Source organism: Mesorhizobium sp. Cs1299R1N3 (assembly GCF_037179625.1).
Lineage (GTDB): Bacteria > Pseudomonadota > Alphaproteobacteria > Rhizobiales > Rhizobiaceae > Mesorhizobium > Mesorhizobium salmacidum.
Map to the genome: position 1 here is coordinate 1 of NZ_JAPYKQ010000030.1, position 14,691 is coordinate 14,691.

At 59.5% G+C, this 14,691-nt stretch carries 13 protein-coding genes and 3 pseudogenes; 7 read left to right on the forward strand and 9 right to left on the reverse strand.

Annotation, left to right across the window (positions count from 1 at the left end; all coding sequences use genetic code 11):
* From O7B34_RS30545 to O7B34_RS30560, 4 genes and pseudogenes are all read right to left on the reverse strand, one after another.
* Positions 1 to 119: pseudogene (locus tag O7B34_RS30545) on the reverse strand (exodeoxyribonuclease III); the annotation flags it as partial.
* 402 nt (positions 120 to 521) lie between these two features.
* The gene (locus O7B34_RS30550) at positions 522 to 1,910 is read right to left on the reverse strand and encodes a hypothetical protein (RefSeq protein WP_337149471.1); all 1,389 of its coding nucleotides are present in this window, start codon (positions 1,908 to 1,910) and stop codon (positions 522 to 524) included.
* 1 nt (position 1,911) lies between these two features.
* Positions 1,912 to 3,039: an MFS transporter gene (locus tag O7B34_RS30555; RefSeq protein ID WP_337143476.1), complete on the reverse strand. Its 1,128-nt coding sequence runs from the start codon at positions 3,037 to 3,039 to the stop codon at positions 1,912 to 1,914.
* Positions 3,040 to 3,213: 174 nt separating this feature from the next.
* Complete coding sequence (locus O7B34_RS30560) at positions 3,214 to 4,095, reverse strand: AraC family transcriptional regulator (RefSeq protein ID WP_337143477.1); 882 nt, start codon at positions 4,093 to 4,095, stop codon at positions 3,214 to 3,216.
* Positions 4,096 to 4,372: 277 nt separating this feature from the next.
* Between O7B34_RS30560 and O7B34_RS30565 the strand changes: the two genes are divergently transcribed.
* Both O7B34_RS30565 and O7B34_RS30570 read left to right on the forward strand, forming a co-directional pair.
* Positions 4,373 to 5,368, forward strand: coding sequence for a class I SAM-dependent methyltransferase (locus O7B34_RS30565; protein ID WP_337149472.1), 996 nt, complete (start codon positions 4,373 to 4,375; stop codon positions 5,366 to 5,368).
* Positions 5,369 to 5,511: 143 nt separating this feature from the next.
* On the forward strand, positions 5,512 to 6,471 hold the full coding sequence (locus O7B34_RS30570; RefSeq protein ID WP_337149473.1) for a LysR family transcriptional regulator: 960 nt from the start codon (positions 5,512 to 5,514) through the stop codon (positions 6,469 to 6,471).
* A gap of 358 nt (positions 6,472 to 6,829) precedes the next feature.
* Here O7B34_RS30570 and O7B34_RS30575 read toward each other — a convergent pair.
* Together O7B34_RS30575 and O7B34_RS30580 are read right to left on the reverse strand one after the other, a co-directional pair.
* Positions 6,830 to 7,084: pseudogene (locus O7B34_RS30575) on the reverse strand (IS3 family transposase); the annotation flags it as partial.
* 379 nt (positions 7,085 to 7,463) lie between these two features.
* On the reverse strand, positions 7,464 to 7,904 hold the full coding sequence (locus tag O7B34_RS30580) for an Lrp/AsnC family transcriptional regulator (protein WP_140508126.1): 441 nt from the start codon (positions 7,902 to 7,904) through the stop codon (positions 7,464 to 7,466).
* Between the two features lie 133 nt (positions 7,905 to 8,037).
* On the opposite strand from O7B34_RS30580, the gene rocF reads away from it, so the two are divergent.
* The gene (gene rocF, locus O7B34_RS30585) at positions 8,038 to 8,970 is read left to right on the forward strand and encodes an arginase (RefSeq protein WP_337143479.1); all 933 of its coding nucleotides are present in this window, start codon (positions 8,038 to 8,040) and stop codon (positions 8,968 to 8,970) included.
* A gap of 2 nt (positions 8,971 to 8,972) precedes the next feature.
* A complete protein-coding gene (locus O7B34_RS30590; protein ID WP_337143480.1) occupies positions 8,973 to 10,028 on the forward strand; it encodes an ornithine cyclodeaminase in 1,056 nt (351 codons plus the stop codon).
* 140 nt (positions 10,029 to 10,168) lie between these two features.
* Here O7B34_RS30590 and O7B34_RS30595 read toward each other — a convergent pair.
* A pseudogene (locus O7B34_RS30595) lies at positions 10,169 to 10,556 on the reverse strand (helix-turn-helix domain-containing protein); the annotation flags it as partial.
* Positions 10,557 to 10,920: 364 nt separating this feature from the next.
* On the opposite strand from O7B34_RS30595, the gene O7B34_RS30600 reads away from it, so the two are divergent.
* The gene (locus tag O7B34_RS30600) at positions 10,921 to 11,148 is read left to right on the forward strand and encodes a thermonuclease family protein (protein ID WP_337143522.1); all 228 of its coding nucleotides are present in this window, start codon (positions 10,921 to 10,923) and stop codon (positions 11,146 to 11,148) included.
* Between the two features lie 34 nt (positions 11,149 to 11,182).
* Here the strand turns inward: O7B34_RS30600 and O7B34_RS30605 are convergent, their stop codons facing one another.
* Both O7B34_RS30605 and O7B34_RS30610 read right to left on the reverse strand, forming a co-directional pair.
* Positions 11,183 to 11,347: a hypothetical protein gene (locus O7B34_RS30605; RefSeq protein ID WP_337143481.1), complete on the reverse strand. Its 165-nt coding sequence runs from the start codon at positions 11,345 to 11,347 to the stop codon at positions 11,183 to 11,185.
* Between the two features lie 112 nt (positions 11,348 to 11,459).
* Positions 11,460 to 11,777 (reverse strand): YMGG-like glycine zipper-containing protein, encoded by a 318-nt coding sequence (locus tag O7B34_RS30610; protein ID WP_337149474.1) that lies wholly within the window; start codon positions 11,775 to 11,777, stop codon positions 11,460 to 11,462.
* A gap of 398 nt (positions 11,778 to 12,175) precedes the next feature.
* On the opposite strand from O7B34_RS30610, the gene O7B34_RS30615 reads away from it, so the two are divergent.
* Both O7B34_RS30615 and O7B34_RS30620 read left to right on the forward strand, forming a co-directional pair.
* Positions 12,176 to 13,738 (forward strand): recombinase family protein, encoded by a 1,563-nt coding sequence (locus tag O7B34_RS30615; protein WP_337143482.1) that lies wholly within the window; start codon positions 12,176 to 12,178, stop codon positions 13,736 to 13,738.
* Positions 13,732 to 14,667, forward strand: coding sequence for a plasmid partitioning protein RepB C-terminal domain-containing protein (locus O7B34_RS30620; RefSeq protein WP_337149475.1), 936 nt, complete (start codon positions 13,732 to 13,734; stop codon positions 14,665 to 14,667). The genes O7B34_RS30615 and O7B34_RS30620 overlap by 7 nt, the downstream gene beginning before the upstream one ends.
* Positions 14,668 to 14,691 lie beyond the last annotated feature (24 nt).

The following is a 14,691-nucleotide window of genomic DNA, read 5'->3' on the forward strand; positions in this document are numbered from 1 at the left end:
TCGGATGTCTTGAGCTCTTGAAGGCAGACGATGTCGTACGCGGTTTCATCCAGCCATTTGAGCAGCACGGGCAGGCGGCCGTTGACGCCGTTCACGTTGAAGGTAGCGATGCGGGTCATTTGAACTTTCCGTAGGCTAGGCAGCGCCTCTCAACGCCGGACGGGTCACTACGATCCCGATCTCCGTGCAAGAATGGCTAATCCGTCATCCGTGCAGCGGAGAACCTCCGCTGCAACAACTGCAGACAAGAGGATCAAGCCGCCATCGCGAATAACGTTGCGAATTGTGCTCCATCTCTGGGCGTTCTGGCTGGCCTCAGCGTCCTGAATATTCTGCGGCTGCCAAGCCAGGCCAAATTCATTCCGATCGACTGCTTGCGTATCGGGTAGCGGCAGCTCGTCTTACCTGGATCACCAAAAAGCGGGCGGACTGTTTTCGGCCAAGAATGCGCCATTCCGTGATCGATTTTGCGACGGCAGGTGCTGCTCATTTTGACCTCAGCCACGGGCGGTTGCCCACTCTTAGGAAAAGACGCTTGGGGCAATCGCTCGCTCCCGCAGCTGTGAGCAAAGTTCAGTCCACGACGGATCAGAAACGAAACTGCTCAGACCGCCACAGGCATCAGCGAAAGGCATATCGCCGAAGCGGTCGATGACCTCCCTGGTTTCGCCTATGCTGCCCTTTCGGATTGACTCGAATGGATCCTCATCGCATTCAATGACGCGATGCCCCCAAGCTCCTGGCACATCATCGCTCGCGAGAGCGCGTCGAAAGTCCGCATCCATGTCTGCGGTCTCTAGAGCCCGACAAATGACGTAGCGCATCAGGGGATAATAGACCGGCTGGTGACTGCCTCCGAGCGCGCGCACGCCGGGCAGGATCGACAGGACCAGAAACATAAGGAGCAGGTTGGGAATAAGGCTGCGGTTCGCCAGCCGCTCAACGATATCGGGAGCCGCGAAGCGAGCTACCTTCATTCTGGTCGCCAGATTGATGAGTTCTCCACCCACCATGCGCAGCGGCAGGCGCTTTCCGTTTTCATAGTGCCAAAAGAAATCGGTACCGCGCGCGAGCCAGCCACCCCAGGGGCCAGCCGCCAGCCTGTCGATCTCGTCAAGGATATTCAAAGCCAGCTTTGGGCTTTCCAGCAACCTCGTACGCAGCCAGGAACCCTCGTCTGACAGGTGGTCCGCCACCAGGTCGGCAACATCCTCATCGTCGATTTGCAGGAAGGCAAAGCTCTCTCCGAACAGTTTTGGCCAGAGGATGCGATTGGCTGCCTTGATGGCATGCGCAGGCCGCTCGAACTGCGTCTTCGGCAGAAGGCTGTGAAGCAGGGCGAGGGCCTCTCCCTCGGCATTTCGCTCCGTTGGCACCAGCTCCAACCGGTATGATCCAGGCCCGGTCAGAAGGCCGTATCCGATCATCCGGCTTCGGCTGAGACCGAAGACGTTGACCGGCTTCCCGCCAAGCGTGATCCAGCCTGGCCCCTTGCGGGGCTTTTCAACGAGACTCACCGTTGAAACGGCATAGGAAACGTAGGTCGAGCAGCCATGCGCCGAGAGGCCAAGCAGGCTGAAGATGTGCGTGTAATAGGCCTCTGGCTCCATGAGGAGAAACAAATGCGGGCCGGTCTGCAACACGCGGCGTTGTTCTAGATCTTTGCATATTTGGGAGACGGCGTTGATCGGCAATCCGTTTCGCGTTCCCGCATTCCTGATCGTGTCGAGCAGCCTGGCAAACGCGCGGCTGCGAATTTCGGGTTCCGATTTCTGGGCAGGCGCTTCGAACAAGCGGGACGCATAATCGCGAAGCCGGCGGCGATGATAGGAGCGCGTCCAAGGATAGAGCGTCGCCAGAGAGTCCAGCACCGCCTGCTTGGCGCCTGTGTCGGTCGCTAGCTCGTCCACCTCACGGTTCGTCCTTTCGCTGTGCGATGCCGATGCTCAATGCAGGAATGCTGATAAGGAGCACCACGCCGAATCCGAAGAAGATCGTCGAAGGAAATACACTCTCGCCCATAACGCCAGCGATGCTGAATATGACCAGTCCCAGCGCGACAGCGAGACTGTGCATGACGCCCTTGGCCCTGCCCAATACATTGTCAGGCGTACGCGACTGCAGTGTGACCTCGATGCTCACCCGGCCCAGATTGTAGAGAAACCCGAGCGCGGCGAAGACGATCAATGTCCAAGGCGCGCGCGCAGTGATCAACGACATCAACGCGAGCGCCGTTGAGGCCAAAAGCATGAGGTGCAGTATAGGACCACTTGTCGCTCGTGTCAGCCTGACGAGAACAGCCGCCCCAATAACCGAACCAGCCGACCACGCGGCCTCAAGGTAGCCGAAATCGGCGGCTGTGCCGTGCTGCTCTTCGAAGACGAAGCTTGATCCCATCACCGTGACCAGCACCGCGCCTCCATAAAGAAGGGCATAAGCGGCAAACAGACGAACTAGATGCTTATCGAAGTTCGGTGCCAGGCCTTTGGCCGTTCTGACACGTTGCAGGAGGAGGCCTGGCATCCAGAACAGTGAGCCGGCTGAAACGAGGAACAACAGGGCGAGGGCCATGAGCGTCAGGGCAGGGGAGCGCCCACCCAGTAATGATCCGGCTAGCAACGCTGCGCCGAGGCTGCCAAACTGCATGATGAAGTAGATGATGGAATTCGATGCCGCAAGTTCGGCGCCTCCCGTCACGAGAGGGATCATCGCTTGCGAGGCGGTCAGTGCGACACGATCGCAAATGGAAAAGAGCGCCGCTGACAGGCAGAGCGTTAAAAAGGCGTCCTTGTAGAGAAGCGTGCAAGCCGTGGCGAGCAAGATGGCAAAGCGACCGAGGTCGGCCGTGATGTTCAATCGCCGTCGGTCAAACCGGTCCGCTGCCAGGCCGGCCAGAGGGCTCGCAACGATTTCGACGACACTGACGGTCGCAAGCAGTATCGCCACGCCGGCGCTTCCGTAGCCTGCTGCGACAACAGTCCAGGCGGATGCGATGTAATATCCGTTTCGTCCGACTGCCGCCGATAGCGTGCTCGCCATGAATCCAAGCCATAGACGGGACTGGATGCTTGATCTCAGGTCAGCGTGAATTTGAATTGCATTTGACAAGGGCTGCGCATCCAATGGGCGCTTGTCATACCCACTGCCCAGATTGCCGCTTAACAATCACGCTTGTTTTTTCAGTTCGTTGCTGAAATCAGCGGAAGTATTGAATCAAATCCTGGACCGGCGGCGGTATTCCGTCGGACTGGCTCCGAATGCCCGCTTAAAGGCGATCGCGAAATGGCTTGAGCTGCCGAACCCGCATTCTAGCGCGATCTCCGTCGCCGACATATTGGTCGATCGCAGCATGTCGGCGGACTGATCCAGTCGACGCCGCGCGATAAACGCGTGTGGCGTCATCCCGGTAGATTGCTTGAAAGCCCTGCTGAAATGGAAACGGCTGATACCGACCTCCTTTGCCAGATCGGCGAGGGTGGGTGTCTCGTCCGACGAGGCTTCGATCATTGCGATTGCCCGTTTGAGATCGAAGGCTGACAGCCCGCCTTTCGCCGGCTCGTGATAGTGGCCGTTGCGCCTGACCATCTGAACGAGCAAGTGCATCGCCTGGCTCTCGACCATCGTCACGCTGATCGGATCGGGCTGCCTGAGCTCGATGGCGATCCGCTGCAAAGCCATCTCCACGGTGCTGTCCCGAAATCCGATCGAAGCCGGCAGGTCGCAATGGCGCACCATCCCGCCGAACGCTTCGTCGGTAAATCCTTTTTCAATTGAGACGAGCAGGTAGGCGGCCGTGGGTTCTCCCTCGTCCCACCCCGTCCAATCACTGCCAGCAGGCATATGGATTACCGAGCCAGCCCGCCGCGGCGAAAACGAGATCCGATGCCCGTCGACGAAATCCTCTCCGCGGCTTGCCGCCCCTTTCAGGTTCATCAGGAATATATGGCCCGGGAACGAAATTGCTGTTTCCTGGCGCTCCAGACCAGTTCTCCTGATCAAGTCAGCCCGCACGTTGCCCCAGCTCTCATGTTGGTGTGTAAGCGTCTGGTGGTGTGAACGGCGGATCTTGTTCGGATCGAAGCAAGGGGTGTCCACGGATGGGAGCAGCCTTCATACTAAGAGTAGCCCGCCCTCCGGTGTTGTGCCTAACCATAGGTTGCTGGACAAATCACAACTAACTCAGGATTGGTAGAAGATGTGACTTTAGTAAAAAAATGGCAATCTCAGGAAAGCCGATCGTGTTCGGTAGGCCTAACAGTGCCCTGGCCAAGACTCAAAGCAGTTTGAAACATTAGACCGCTCTTAATGAGTGGAGTTTTCTCATTGATCTCTTGGCATCTCACCAAAGCAACGGTGCGGGAGACATAGTGCGATGCGAGGGCTCAATGATTTTCTGGCCGAGTGCGACCAAGGACCACGGATCAACCAACTGGCAGGGTTTTTTGCGGCAACCGCAGCGGGCAAAAGCGGGATGCCAGTTCGCAAGCCTCAGGCCGACCCCCGCCTTCTGCCCAGCGATGAACTCGTGCGCGATCTCGTTCGCCTGCACGCCGCCCGGCAAGGCTTTTTCGACCAGCACTATCACGGCAGCATTCCCTACAGATTGGAGGAGGAGTGCCGGATGGCCTACGCGGTGCTGAATTATGCCCGGCGCCGTGGTGCTGCGCTGTCGCTGTACAGTCTTGGAACGGCGGAAGGCACGATGGCCAGAACACTGTCCGAATTTTCGGATGGGCAGATTCTTTCGCTGTCCTGCAGCCCGAACCCCGAGAACTACAAATCCTTCATGGCGTATGGCGAACCGGCCCACGCCGAATTCTTCATCGGCCCGTTCCACTGGTTGACCAAGGATGCGCTCGGATCCGATCGGCGGCTGAAGAAATTCACGCGAGGCTTCGACGTCATCCTGGAGGACACAACATTCCAGATGTATTCGCCCAACAGACCCAAGCAGATAGAGTTCGTGACCCAGCACCTCAAGGACGGTGGCATCTTCGTCTTCGTCGAGAAATTCAGGGCGGCCGATGAAAGCGACTACCAGCGTCGAGAGTACCAGAAGGATTATGGCTTCAAGGCGAGGTACTTTCCCCCGGACGAAATTGCAAAAAAGAAGACGGACGTCCTCGGGACCATGTTCAACAATGAGGTGACACTGGCAGAGATGGCGCGCTCCGTAGGTGCGCATTTCAAGTACTGCACGATGACGTGGAACAGCGGCAATTTCTGCAGTCTTGCGGCGAGCAACAGCAAGGAAAATCTCGGCCTCTACGCTTCACAGATGTCAGCGCCCGCCATTCCGCATGAATATGTCTACGAGACCAGCGTATCTGACGCAGCGACGATCGCCATAACGGACAATCCGATGTGACGCAGCCATGGGGTGGCAGCTGCGCGAGGCTCCAGGCGGGCAGGCGAGATTGTTGATCCGCCTGAGTGCCGCCTGTCCGCAATACGCATCCGATCGCATGCCGGCGGGACAGGCGCCTCCTGCAGCGATGGTCACGAAGCTCGATGGACATGACGCGGAACGGGAACGCCATCCAGTTGCTGACCTATGCTTTTGCGGCCATGGATCACGGAAGCTTGCGTCAGGCCGCAAGAGCCCTGAGAGTCCAGGAATCCTCGGTCAGCCGCAACGTCGTCAAACTCGAACAGCTTCTCGACATGCAGCTGTTCGAGCGCGATGTGCGCGGCGTTCGCTTGACGAAGACAGGCCGCGCCTGGATCGAAAACGTGCGGGCTCACTACGACGGCCTGCTCGATGCTTTCGCCGAGCGTGTGCGCGATAACAAGGATGCCAAGACACTCAGGATTGGGCTGTGCTGGGTGACAGGAGGAGAATTCCTCAAACGCCTCATCGAGCGTTTCGGCAAGCTGTACCCGGACGTAAGGCTGACCATTGAGGATGTCCCATCGGGCCAATACCTTTCTGCAATACGCCGCAGGCGCTTCGACCTTATGTTCACACATCACATTGGCACCTCCAAATTCTGCAGCAGCGAAGTGTTCTGGCAAGAGCGCCTCTTCGTGCTCCTGCCGTCCTGTCATTCTCTTGTCGAGAGGCCGGTGCTCAGATGGTCCGACCTCGCGGACATGCCTCTGCTCGTCCCGGTTGGGGTGGAAGGGCCGCCGTCGGACCTGTGCCTGCTCGAACGCATTGCGGCCGATGGCGGGCCTGCTATTCATACGTGTCGCGCGAACCAGGCGACAGTCATCTTCCAGGTGGGACTGGGGCAAGGCATCACTTTAGCCGCGGCGAGCTATGTCAGGACAGTCGCCACCGATTCTGCCCTGTGGAAGCCGCTTCGCGGGAAAAACAGCGTCAGTTCGATCAGGGGCGTGTGGCTAGAATCGAATCCAAAGCGTGCCGTCCTCCGGTTCGTCGGACTCGCCAAGAACATGGCGGAGGGAAGTCCAAGACGGCGACGCGCGAAGCCCGCAAGGTTTATTCGGGGGGCTACGCCCAGCTAGCCGAAAAATGCGACTTGACTCGCAGGGCGCCGCCGATGAGATGCAACCGTCGACTGCATTGCGGCAGCATCTATCAATCGGAACGAACGTCTTGTTTCTGGAAGCGTATCGGGGGGCCGTACAACTCATTCCAGGCGCTTGGGAGGCGACCAAGCCACGAAGGCCGAGACGTCTCAGCCTGCTTGGTGTAACTGCAACGTTCAGCGTCCATAGATAGGGTTCCGGAACCTTACTTTACAATCTCGGTAGGGCTGCTTGACTTTCTCGCTGAGCCGCATCGATGGATGCCCGCTCCCCGTCCGCAGACGGTTCATCTCGCGGGCGAACTCGTCGCAGCCTACTTGAACAGAGGCGGACCCATCAGGCCATCGCCCTGACGAAGCTCCCGGTTCTCCCGTTCCAGAGCCTTCATCTTCTCCGGGACGCCCCCGGGAATGCCCGGTGTTGAACCGTTGTTCACCTCGCCCGAGTGTGAGCGCCGAACACCCGATGTTGGCTGCGATCGAGGAAAACGGTCGCCCATCGAGAGGTATGTTCGGTTTCGTAGTCAAAAACAAGCCGCACCGCTCGGGCGCGGACTTCAGATGAATTTGTTCGTTGTTTTGCTGGTCATAGCTCGACGGTCTCACGAGTTCGAGCCCCCGGCAAACCCGGTGCGGTTCAACTACAGCATGTCCCTGAAGTTGCCGAGAAATGTGCTACATATTGTGCTACCTATTGGGATACAAATCGAGCTCGGAATCAGAAAAAAGGAATAGAAACAACGTTTGGTGAATGGCGCGATCCCGGCCATTCGCGAAGCATCCCGGCCGGTCGCTGGAGGTGGACTTGCTTGGCCAATTCCGGCTGTGGCCAGCGCCTCGCCGACGCTGTGACGCTTGAAGAACGCGTGAATATTCCGATACTGACCTTGTGGCGTCGCCGCCTCGGCCGGTTGGACGGCGCGCCATTGCTGCGACTACGTCTGCTCGAACCGATCTTAGTCGACATACCTAGGTCAGCCGCGCTCGGGTCGTGCGCGGTGTAGCCAAGAGAAGGCTGGTTTCGCTGCCTGTTATCCCGGCAATGAGCCGGATGCGCCGCAGCACCGCATCGAAATCAGTCAGCGAGGCGGTCCCAAGCTCGACAACCAGATCCCAGCGGCCATTGGTGGTATGGATAGTCGAAACTTCGGGGAAGCCCCCCAGCGTCCGGACCACGCGGTCGGCGGCATGCCCCTCGATCTCAATCATCATGATACCGCGAATGCGCTGGTCGACAGCGTCAGCGCGCAGCACCACCGTGTAGCCGATGATGTCGCCGGACCGTTCCAACCGCTCCATACGTGCCCTGACCGTAGCGCGCGAGACGCCGAGATCGACAGCGAGATCCGACACGCTGCGCCGAGCGTCATGCCGAAGCAAGGTAACGAGCCGTTCGTCCAGCGCATCCATCGAGTTACCATTTTGACCAATTTTGCTGCCATTACAATAAACATTGTTCCCGAATTGCCAATTCTGCCCCTTCATATCGCCGGCTCGCCATGATCTCCTCGCGGCTTATCAGAACTTGGTCGCGGGAAAAACAATGCGTTGCAAAATCGTCGGGGCGCCGGTGCAAGACGGCGCTGGCAGAATGGGATGTGAGATGGGGCCGAGCGCGCTGAGAACCGCCGGACTTGTCGAGGTGCTGTCCAGCCTCGGCCATGCGGTGGAGGATATGGGCGCCGTCCAGGCAATCCCGGTAAGACGCGTCGTGCACGGCAACCTGGCGCTGAAGGCTCTGCCTGAAATCTCGGCGTGGACATCCGCCATTTCCGAGGCCGCCTATGCGGCGAGCGAAGATGCCATGCCGATCTTTCTCGGCGGCGATCATTCAGTCTCAGCAGGAACCGTATCGGGCCTTGCCCGCCGCGCCGCCGCGACCGGACGCCCGCTGTTCGTGCTGTGGCTGGACGCCCACCCGGACTTCCACACGCTCGACACCACCGCGAGTGGCAATCTGCATGGTGTTCCGCTCGCCTACGCCAGCGGCCAGCCGGGCTTCGCCGGTTATTTCCCGGATTTGCCGGCAGCGGTCGATCCATCGCGTATCTGCACGATGGGACTTCGAAGTGTCGATCCGGCGGAGCGCAGGGCCCTCAATGAGGCAGGCGTGATCGTGCACGACATGCGCGCCATTGATGAGCATGGCATCGCGCCGCTGCTGCGGGCCTTCCTGGCGCACGTGTCTGCGGAAGCCGGACTGCTGCATGTCAGTCTCGACGTCGACTTCCTCGATCCTTCGATCGCTCCGGCAGTCGGCACCACGGTTCCCGGAGGCGCGACGTTCCGCGAGGCGCATCTGGTGATGGAGATGTTGTCTGATAGCGGGCTCGTCTCCAGCCTGGACCTGGTCGAGTTGAACCCGTTTCTGGACGAGCGTGGCCGAACCGCGACGCTGATGGTCGACCTGACGGCGAGCCTGATGGGCCGCCGCATCATGGACCGTCCCACCCGCAGCCATTCCGGGAGCTTTTGATCATGACCGCGGCAAAGCTGAACATCGTCCCCTTCGTCAGCGTCGATCGCATGATGAAGCTGGTCATTGCCATCGGCGTGGAGCGCTTCCTGACCGAGCTCGCCAGCTACATCGAGGAAGATTTCCGGCGCTGGGAACTGTTCGATAAAACGCCTCGTATCGCCTCGCATAGCCATGACGGGGTCATCGAGCTGATGCCGACAAGCGATGGGCGGCTCTATGGCTTCAAATATGTCAACGGTCACCCCAAGAACATGCGTCAGGGTTTGCAGACGGTCACCGCCTTCGGTGTGCTTGCCGACGTCGGGAACGGCTACCCGATGCTGCTCACCGAAATGACCATCCTGACCGCGCTTCGCACCGCCGCCACGTCCGCGGTCGCCGCCAAGTATCTGGCGCCGAGCGGAACTCGCACCATGGCCATCATCGGCAATGGCGCCCAGTCGGAATTTCAGGCGATCGCTTTCAAGGCGCTGACCGGCGTCGATACGCTGAAGCTGTATGACCTGGATCGGTCCGCGTCACAAAAATGCGCGAAGAACCTTGCTGGCATGGGCTTTGACATCACCATCTGTGGGAGTGGACAGGAGGCGGTCGAAGGTGCCGGGATCATCACGACCGTCACCGCCGACAAGCAGTGCGCCACCATTCTCACCGACAACATGGTCGGGTCCGGCGTCCATATCAACGCCGTCGGTGGCGATTGCCCAGGCAAGACCGAACTGCACAGAGACATCCTGCTTCGCTCCGACATTTTCGTCGAGTTCCCGCCACAGACCCGCATCGAGGGCGAGATCCAGCAGCTGGATCCAAACCATCCGGTGACCGAGCTCTGGCAAGTGATTGCCGCCAAGGCGCAAGGCCGCCGAGACGCCAAGCAGATCACGCTGTTCGATTCAGTCGGCTTCGCGATCGAGGATTTTTCGGCGCTGCGCTATGTGCGCGACCAGCTGCAGGCGACCGGCCTCTATGAGGAACTCGATCTGTTGGCCGACCCCGACGAGCCGCGCGATTTGTTCGGAATGCTGCTGAGGGCGGCCCTGCGACCCGCTGCGTGAGGAATTTTGCCATTCGACGGGTCGGCGCAACCGATGGGAAGCCGCCCTCAGCGGTCATTCCAAGTCAGCGGTCATTCACGACTGTCGCGGGATCTTTCATTCATATCGACACATTACCGACTTCATGCGGCGGGGGATGGCTCGCGCTCGTAGCGTAGCACCGGCTCGGCCGGCTCCAAGTCCGTCAGTCGCGAAAGGCCCGCGCGCGCAAGCACCCGGCTCACCGTTGCTGGCGAACGCCAACCTCATGCGCGATATGCTGACCGGTGAGGCGCTGGCGCCGCAGCGCCACGATCCGCTCAACGATCGGCGGTTCGGTGGCGCTGGGGATTTGCTTGGGTCGCGACGAGTGGTCGGCCATGCCGGCCGGCCCTCAGCTTTATAGCGCTCGACCCAACCCGCCACGATCTTCGCCGTCACCGCATATTTCAACGCCGCTTGGCCTTGAGAAAGGCCGCCTTCTATCGCCGACAGCGCCATTTCCTCTCGACGCAGCAGCGTCAGACGGGCATTCTTATGGATGTTCATTCGGACCCTCCGTTGAATCTGGACTTGGTAACTCCAGTCTCCACAGTCGGGCCGAATGGATAATCTATGGAAAGCTCACAACTAGACATGACTTAGCAATTGCCTAGGCTAGCGGCGCCTGCCTCTTAGCCGCTGCACTACTTATCCTTCCTCTGCCTGCCACGGCCGCGCCGCTGTCGGGCGTCCCCTCTGTCATCGACGGCGACACCATCGAAATTCACGGGCAGCGAATTCGCTTGAACGGCATTGACGCGCCGGAAAGCGCGCAGCTGTGCCTTGACGCCGCGGCTAGAAATATCATTGCGGGCAAAAGGCATCTCTCGCGCTGGCGGACTTTCTCGAGGCGCATCGCCCGACATCCTGCATCGAGGTCGACCGCGACCAGTTCAGGCGCATGGTGGCCGTCTGCACGGCAGGCGGTGTCGATATCGGCGAATGGGTGGTCAAGAAGGGCTATGCGGTCGACTGGCCGAAATATAGTGCTGGCTTCTATGCCAAGGCCCAGACTGACGCTAGGAAAGCCAAGTACGGCCTATGGGCAGGATCGTTCGATAGGCCTTGGAAATGGCGCAAGCAAATGACTGTCAACTAGGTCAGCCATTCGACGGAGATCGCGTCCTCCCGGCTCAAGCAGGGAGGGCGCGTTCGCGCGACTTGCGGTTGGCGGCTTCGAGGAAAACCGTGAAGGCTTCGATCTGGCGGATGCTCAGCCAGTTGCGGTTGTCGTAGCGAAGCAGCAGCTTCACTGCATGCCCGCCGCGATTTTTCAGGGCACCGGCAAGGCTCATCATGCTCGACCTCCTGCTGCCCGCCGCAATACCGTCCTATCCCGCAAAGCGTACAACGGAACGACGGTGTGTGTGAGCCGGCGTTAACGCGCCGGCTCACACAGTCGGAAGCTCGTCAACAATTGCCGTTGTAGTAACGGTCGTCGCAAGGCGCGGTGTAGATGCGGCCGTAACGGTCCTGGTAGCGGCAGAGCTGGTCCTCCCGGCGCTGCGGGGTGGTGGCGGAGCCGACGACGGCGCCAAGCAGCGCGCCGCTGGCCGCGCCGATGACGGTGCTCTTAGTATTGCCGCCGATGGCCTGGCCGACGAGAGCACCGCCGGCGCCGCCCAATAGCGCACCCGTGGTGGCGCGCTGCTGGCCTTCTGTCCGCGACTGGCAGCCCGCGAGTGCCGCGGTGACCAGCACCGCCAAAATAGCCTTTCTAACGATCATGACTGGAACTCCTCTGACGCCCCGGGAACTGACAAGCGGGGGCGATGGCCCGAGTGCGGCTGCATTGCGGCGGAACGGCGGCGCGCCGGCTCACGAAGTGAGACAAGGTTTGCCGGTAGTTGAAAGCCATGGTTTCCAAAGCGGAAACTACGAATGTGTGTTCTCACCCAGCCTTCACGTTCCCATCATCGCTGGTCGGCGCTTGACAAAGCCCTTTCCAATTGGCTTCGCCATGCCGAGCGAGAGCATGCCCAGGCGCTTGCGCCATCCGCACACGGTTGCGCCGCAATGACGAACGAACGACGCCGGGGATTCGACATAAACTGGACTGGAATTGCTAACCAACTCGCAGGCCGTCCTTCGCTATCTTCAAGACATCGATGCGATGGCGCAACGCGATGGACAAGGTTGCAACCCTTCGGACTGCAGGCACGCGCGTAGTACGCGCTGCTCAATATCTGCGCATGTCGAAAGAGCACCAGACCTACTCGATCGACAACCAGAAAGATGCCATCCGCGACTATGCCGACATAATGGGCTACGCGATCGTCGCCACTTACGAGGATGCCGGGCGCAGCGGCCTCAAATTGGGAGGGCGCCTCGGCCTTCAACGTTTGCTCGCCGATGTGGAGAGCGGGCGTGCCGATTTCGAAACCATCGTTGTCTATGATGTCAGCCGCTGGGGACGCTTTCAGAACATCGATGAAAGCGCCTCCTACGAATACCGCTGCCATATGGCCGGCGTGCGTATCGAATTCTGCGCCGAGCAGTTCTTGAACGACGGCAGCGTCGGCTCCGATGTGCTTAAGGCCATTAAACGCAGCATGGCAGCCGAGCACAGCCGCATGCTCTCGCAAAAGACGTTCATAGGCCAGGCAAGGCTGGTCCGGCTTGGGTTCCGCCAAGGCGGCAAGCCAGGGCTCGGTTTAAGACGCCAATTGCTGGACCACTCGGGACATCCCAAACTTATCCTCTCCGAGCACGAACAAAAGAGCCTGCACACTGACAGGATGATCCTGGTACCCGGGCCGCCAGAAGAGATTGCAACGGTGCGGTGGATCTTCAATCACTTCGTCAAAACAAACAAGACAGATCTTGAGATGGCAAGGCTGCTGAACAAGCGCGGCGTGCTGACGGACCTTGGTCGACCCTGGAAGCAGGAAACGGTGCGCGGGGTGCTGACCAATGAAAAATACATTGGCACCAATGTCTGGAACAGACGCTCCCGCAAGCTCAAAGGAAAGGCAGTGCACAATCCTCCCGAACAGTGGGTGCGAGCGGAAGAGGCATTCGAGCCCATTATCGACCTCAAGCTGTTCGAACGGGCGCAAGTCATTCACAAGAGGCTCTATTCGCATACGCGTGTGAGCAACGAAGAGATGCTGATGGCATTAAGGAAGGTCCTGGCGCGCCGAGGCGCCTTGTCTACCTCCATCATCGACGCTGCACCCGATTGCCCCGCAGCGAGTCTATACCACCATCGCTTCGGAAGCCTTCTAAAGTCCTACGAATTGATTGGCTATGAGCCGCCGAAGAACTGGCAGTTTATCACCTCCAAGCAGCGAATGGCGTCGCTGCGTGCACAGGCGATCGAGGACCTGCTGGCAGCGATTGAAGTGGCAGGCGGAACGGCGACTCACGATACAAAGAGCGACGTCTTCCGGATCAATGAGGAGTTCTCTGTTGCGATAGAGATCGCGCGGTGCTGCGCCTCCGACCACGGATATCCCTTCTGGTCTTTGGACACAAAGCGCCAGTCGCTCGCCGACATCTTCACCCTGATCAGGATGAGCCCTGGTGATCTGGCCATTCGGGATTATCTGATTGCCCCTGCGTCCGAAATCCTCGGAAAATCGGTCTTGCGCGCCAACAATGGAGCACCGCTGGACACCTACCTCTTTGCCACGCTCGGTCCGCTTGTCCGGCTGGCAGGGCGAACAGGTGCTGAGGACCTATGGTGAGTTCGAAGCGTCGTCTGACCCGCGAAGCCGCTCACAAAGTTTTGCGCGACAGCAACCAGCGACACGCCCGGAACATTGTCGCTGATCAGCCGGGATCAAAAGAAAAGCTCTTCGCACCCAGGCTCCTGGCAACCTATGAGGCGGAGTGCAGACGCAAACGCGATTTCATAAGGGAAGTAGCTGAAACAGAACAACGCTTGGGGCGTTTGGTCGAAGCGCTTCGTCTGATAATGAGTGACATGCGGTTTCACTCTTTGCTGGCGTCCGAGGGACTTCCCACCATACCGAAACTGTTGGCTCAAAGGCTGCAAGCCACGAGGGTCGGACCGGCAGCAACTCCACCTTGTGGTGAAATCTCTCCCTGCGGAAGCGAGGCCTGGCAACCCGCCCACGGGATTTGCGCCGAGGTTCTCGACCGCCTTCGTGATTGCCCGGTAAAGGTGAAAATCTTCGGTTTGCTCCGGCATGTTCTCCCAGCCAGGCAATTGGAGATTGCGAGGCTAATGGTTGCCATGGACCGGGTCACATTCACTTACGTGAAGATGCTCGTCGCCCTTACGCCACAGAGGATGCTGGTCAAGGACTTCCATCCGACCATGATCGCCAACCTGACTCAGGATCAGTACCGCATGATGGAACCCGAGGTCAGCGCCCTAGGTGCCGCGTTTCTGAGCGCGTTTGAGCGGCGTGGTTTGGCGAGCCTGGAACTCGGTGCCGGGAACGCATATTTCCATCGGCTGATGGATAACTCCAAGATCGTGCGCTACCTGGCGCACACGTTTCCCGGCAATTTTGAGGAGTTCCACGAGTTGTCGAGTGGCTATGCATTCTCCAACTCCCACAGTTTCGTGGCACATTGTGAACCTCGAGCCGGACCGGCCCGCCCCGGTCGAGGCTCATGCAGAACAGCGCGCGTTCGATGGTGCTAAAAAGCGCGCCTTTGCCATATCGTC

Excerpts from the sequence above, each read along its gene's own strand:
- O7B34_RS30610 (WP_337149474.1), bottom strand. The coding sequence starts at position 11,777 with ATGATCGTTAGAAAGGCTATTTTGGCGGTGCTGGTCACCGCGGCACTC.
- O7B34_RS30605 (WP_337143481.1), bottom strand. The coding sequence starts at position 11,347 with ATGATGAGCCTTGCCGGTGCCCTGAAAAATCGCGGCGGGCATGCAGTG.
- O7B34_RS30615 (WP_337143482.1), top strand. The coding sequence starts at position 12,176 with ATGGACAAGGTTGCAACCCTTCGGACTGCAGGCACGCGCGTAGTACGC.
- O7B34_RS30580 (WP_140508126.1), bottom strand. The coding sequence starts at position 7,904 with ATGGATGCGCTGGACGAACGGCTCGTTACCTTGCTTCGGCATGACGCT.
- O7B34_RS30620 (WP_337149475.1), top strand. The coding sequence starts at position 13,732 with ATGGTGAGTTCGAAGCGTCGTCTGACCCGCGAAGCCGCTCACAAAGTT.
- O7B34_RS30590 (WP_337143480.1), top strand. The coding sequence starts at position 8,973 with ATGACCGCGGCAAAGCTGAACATCGTCCCCTTCGTCAGCGTCGATCGC.
- O7B34_RS30565 (WP_337149472.1), top strand. The coding sequence starts at position 4,373 with ATGCGAGGGCTCAATGATTTTCTGGCCGAGTGCGACCAAGGACCACGG.
- O7B34_RS30570 (WP_337149473.1), top strand. The coding sequence starts at position 5,512 with ATGGACATGACGCGGAACGGGAACGCCATCCAGTTGCTGACCTATGCT.
- rocF (WP_337143479.1), top strand. The coding sequence starts at position 8,038 with ATGCGTTGCAAAATCGTCGGGGCGCCGGTGCAAGACGGCGCTGGCAGA.
- O7B34_RS30555 (WP_337143476.1), bottom strand. The coding sequence starts at position 3,039 with ATGGCGAGCACGCTATCGGCGGCAGTCGGACGAAACGGATATTACATC.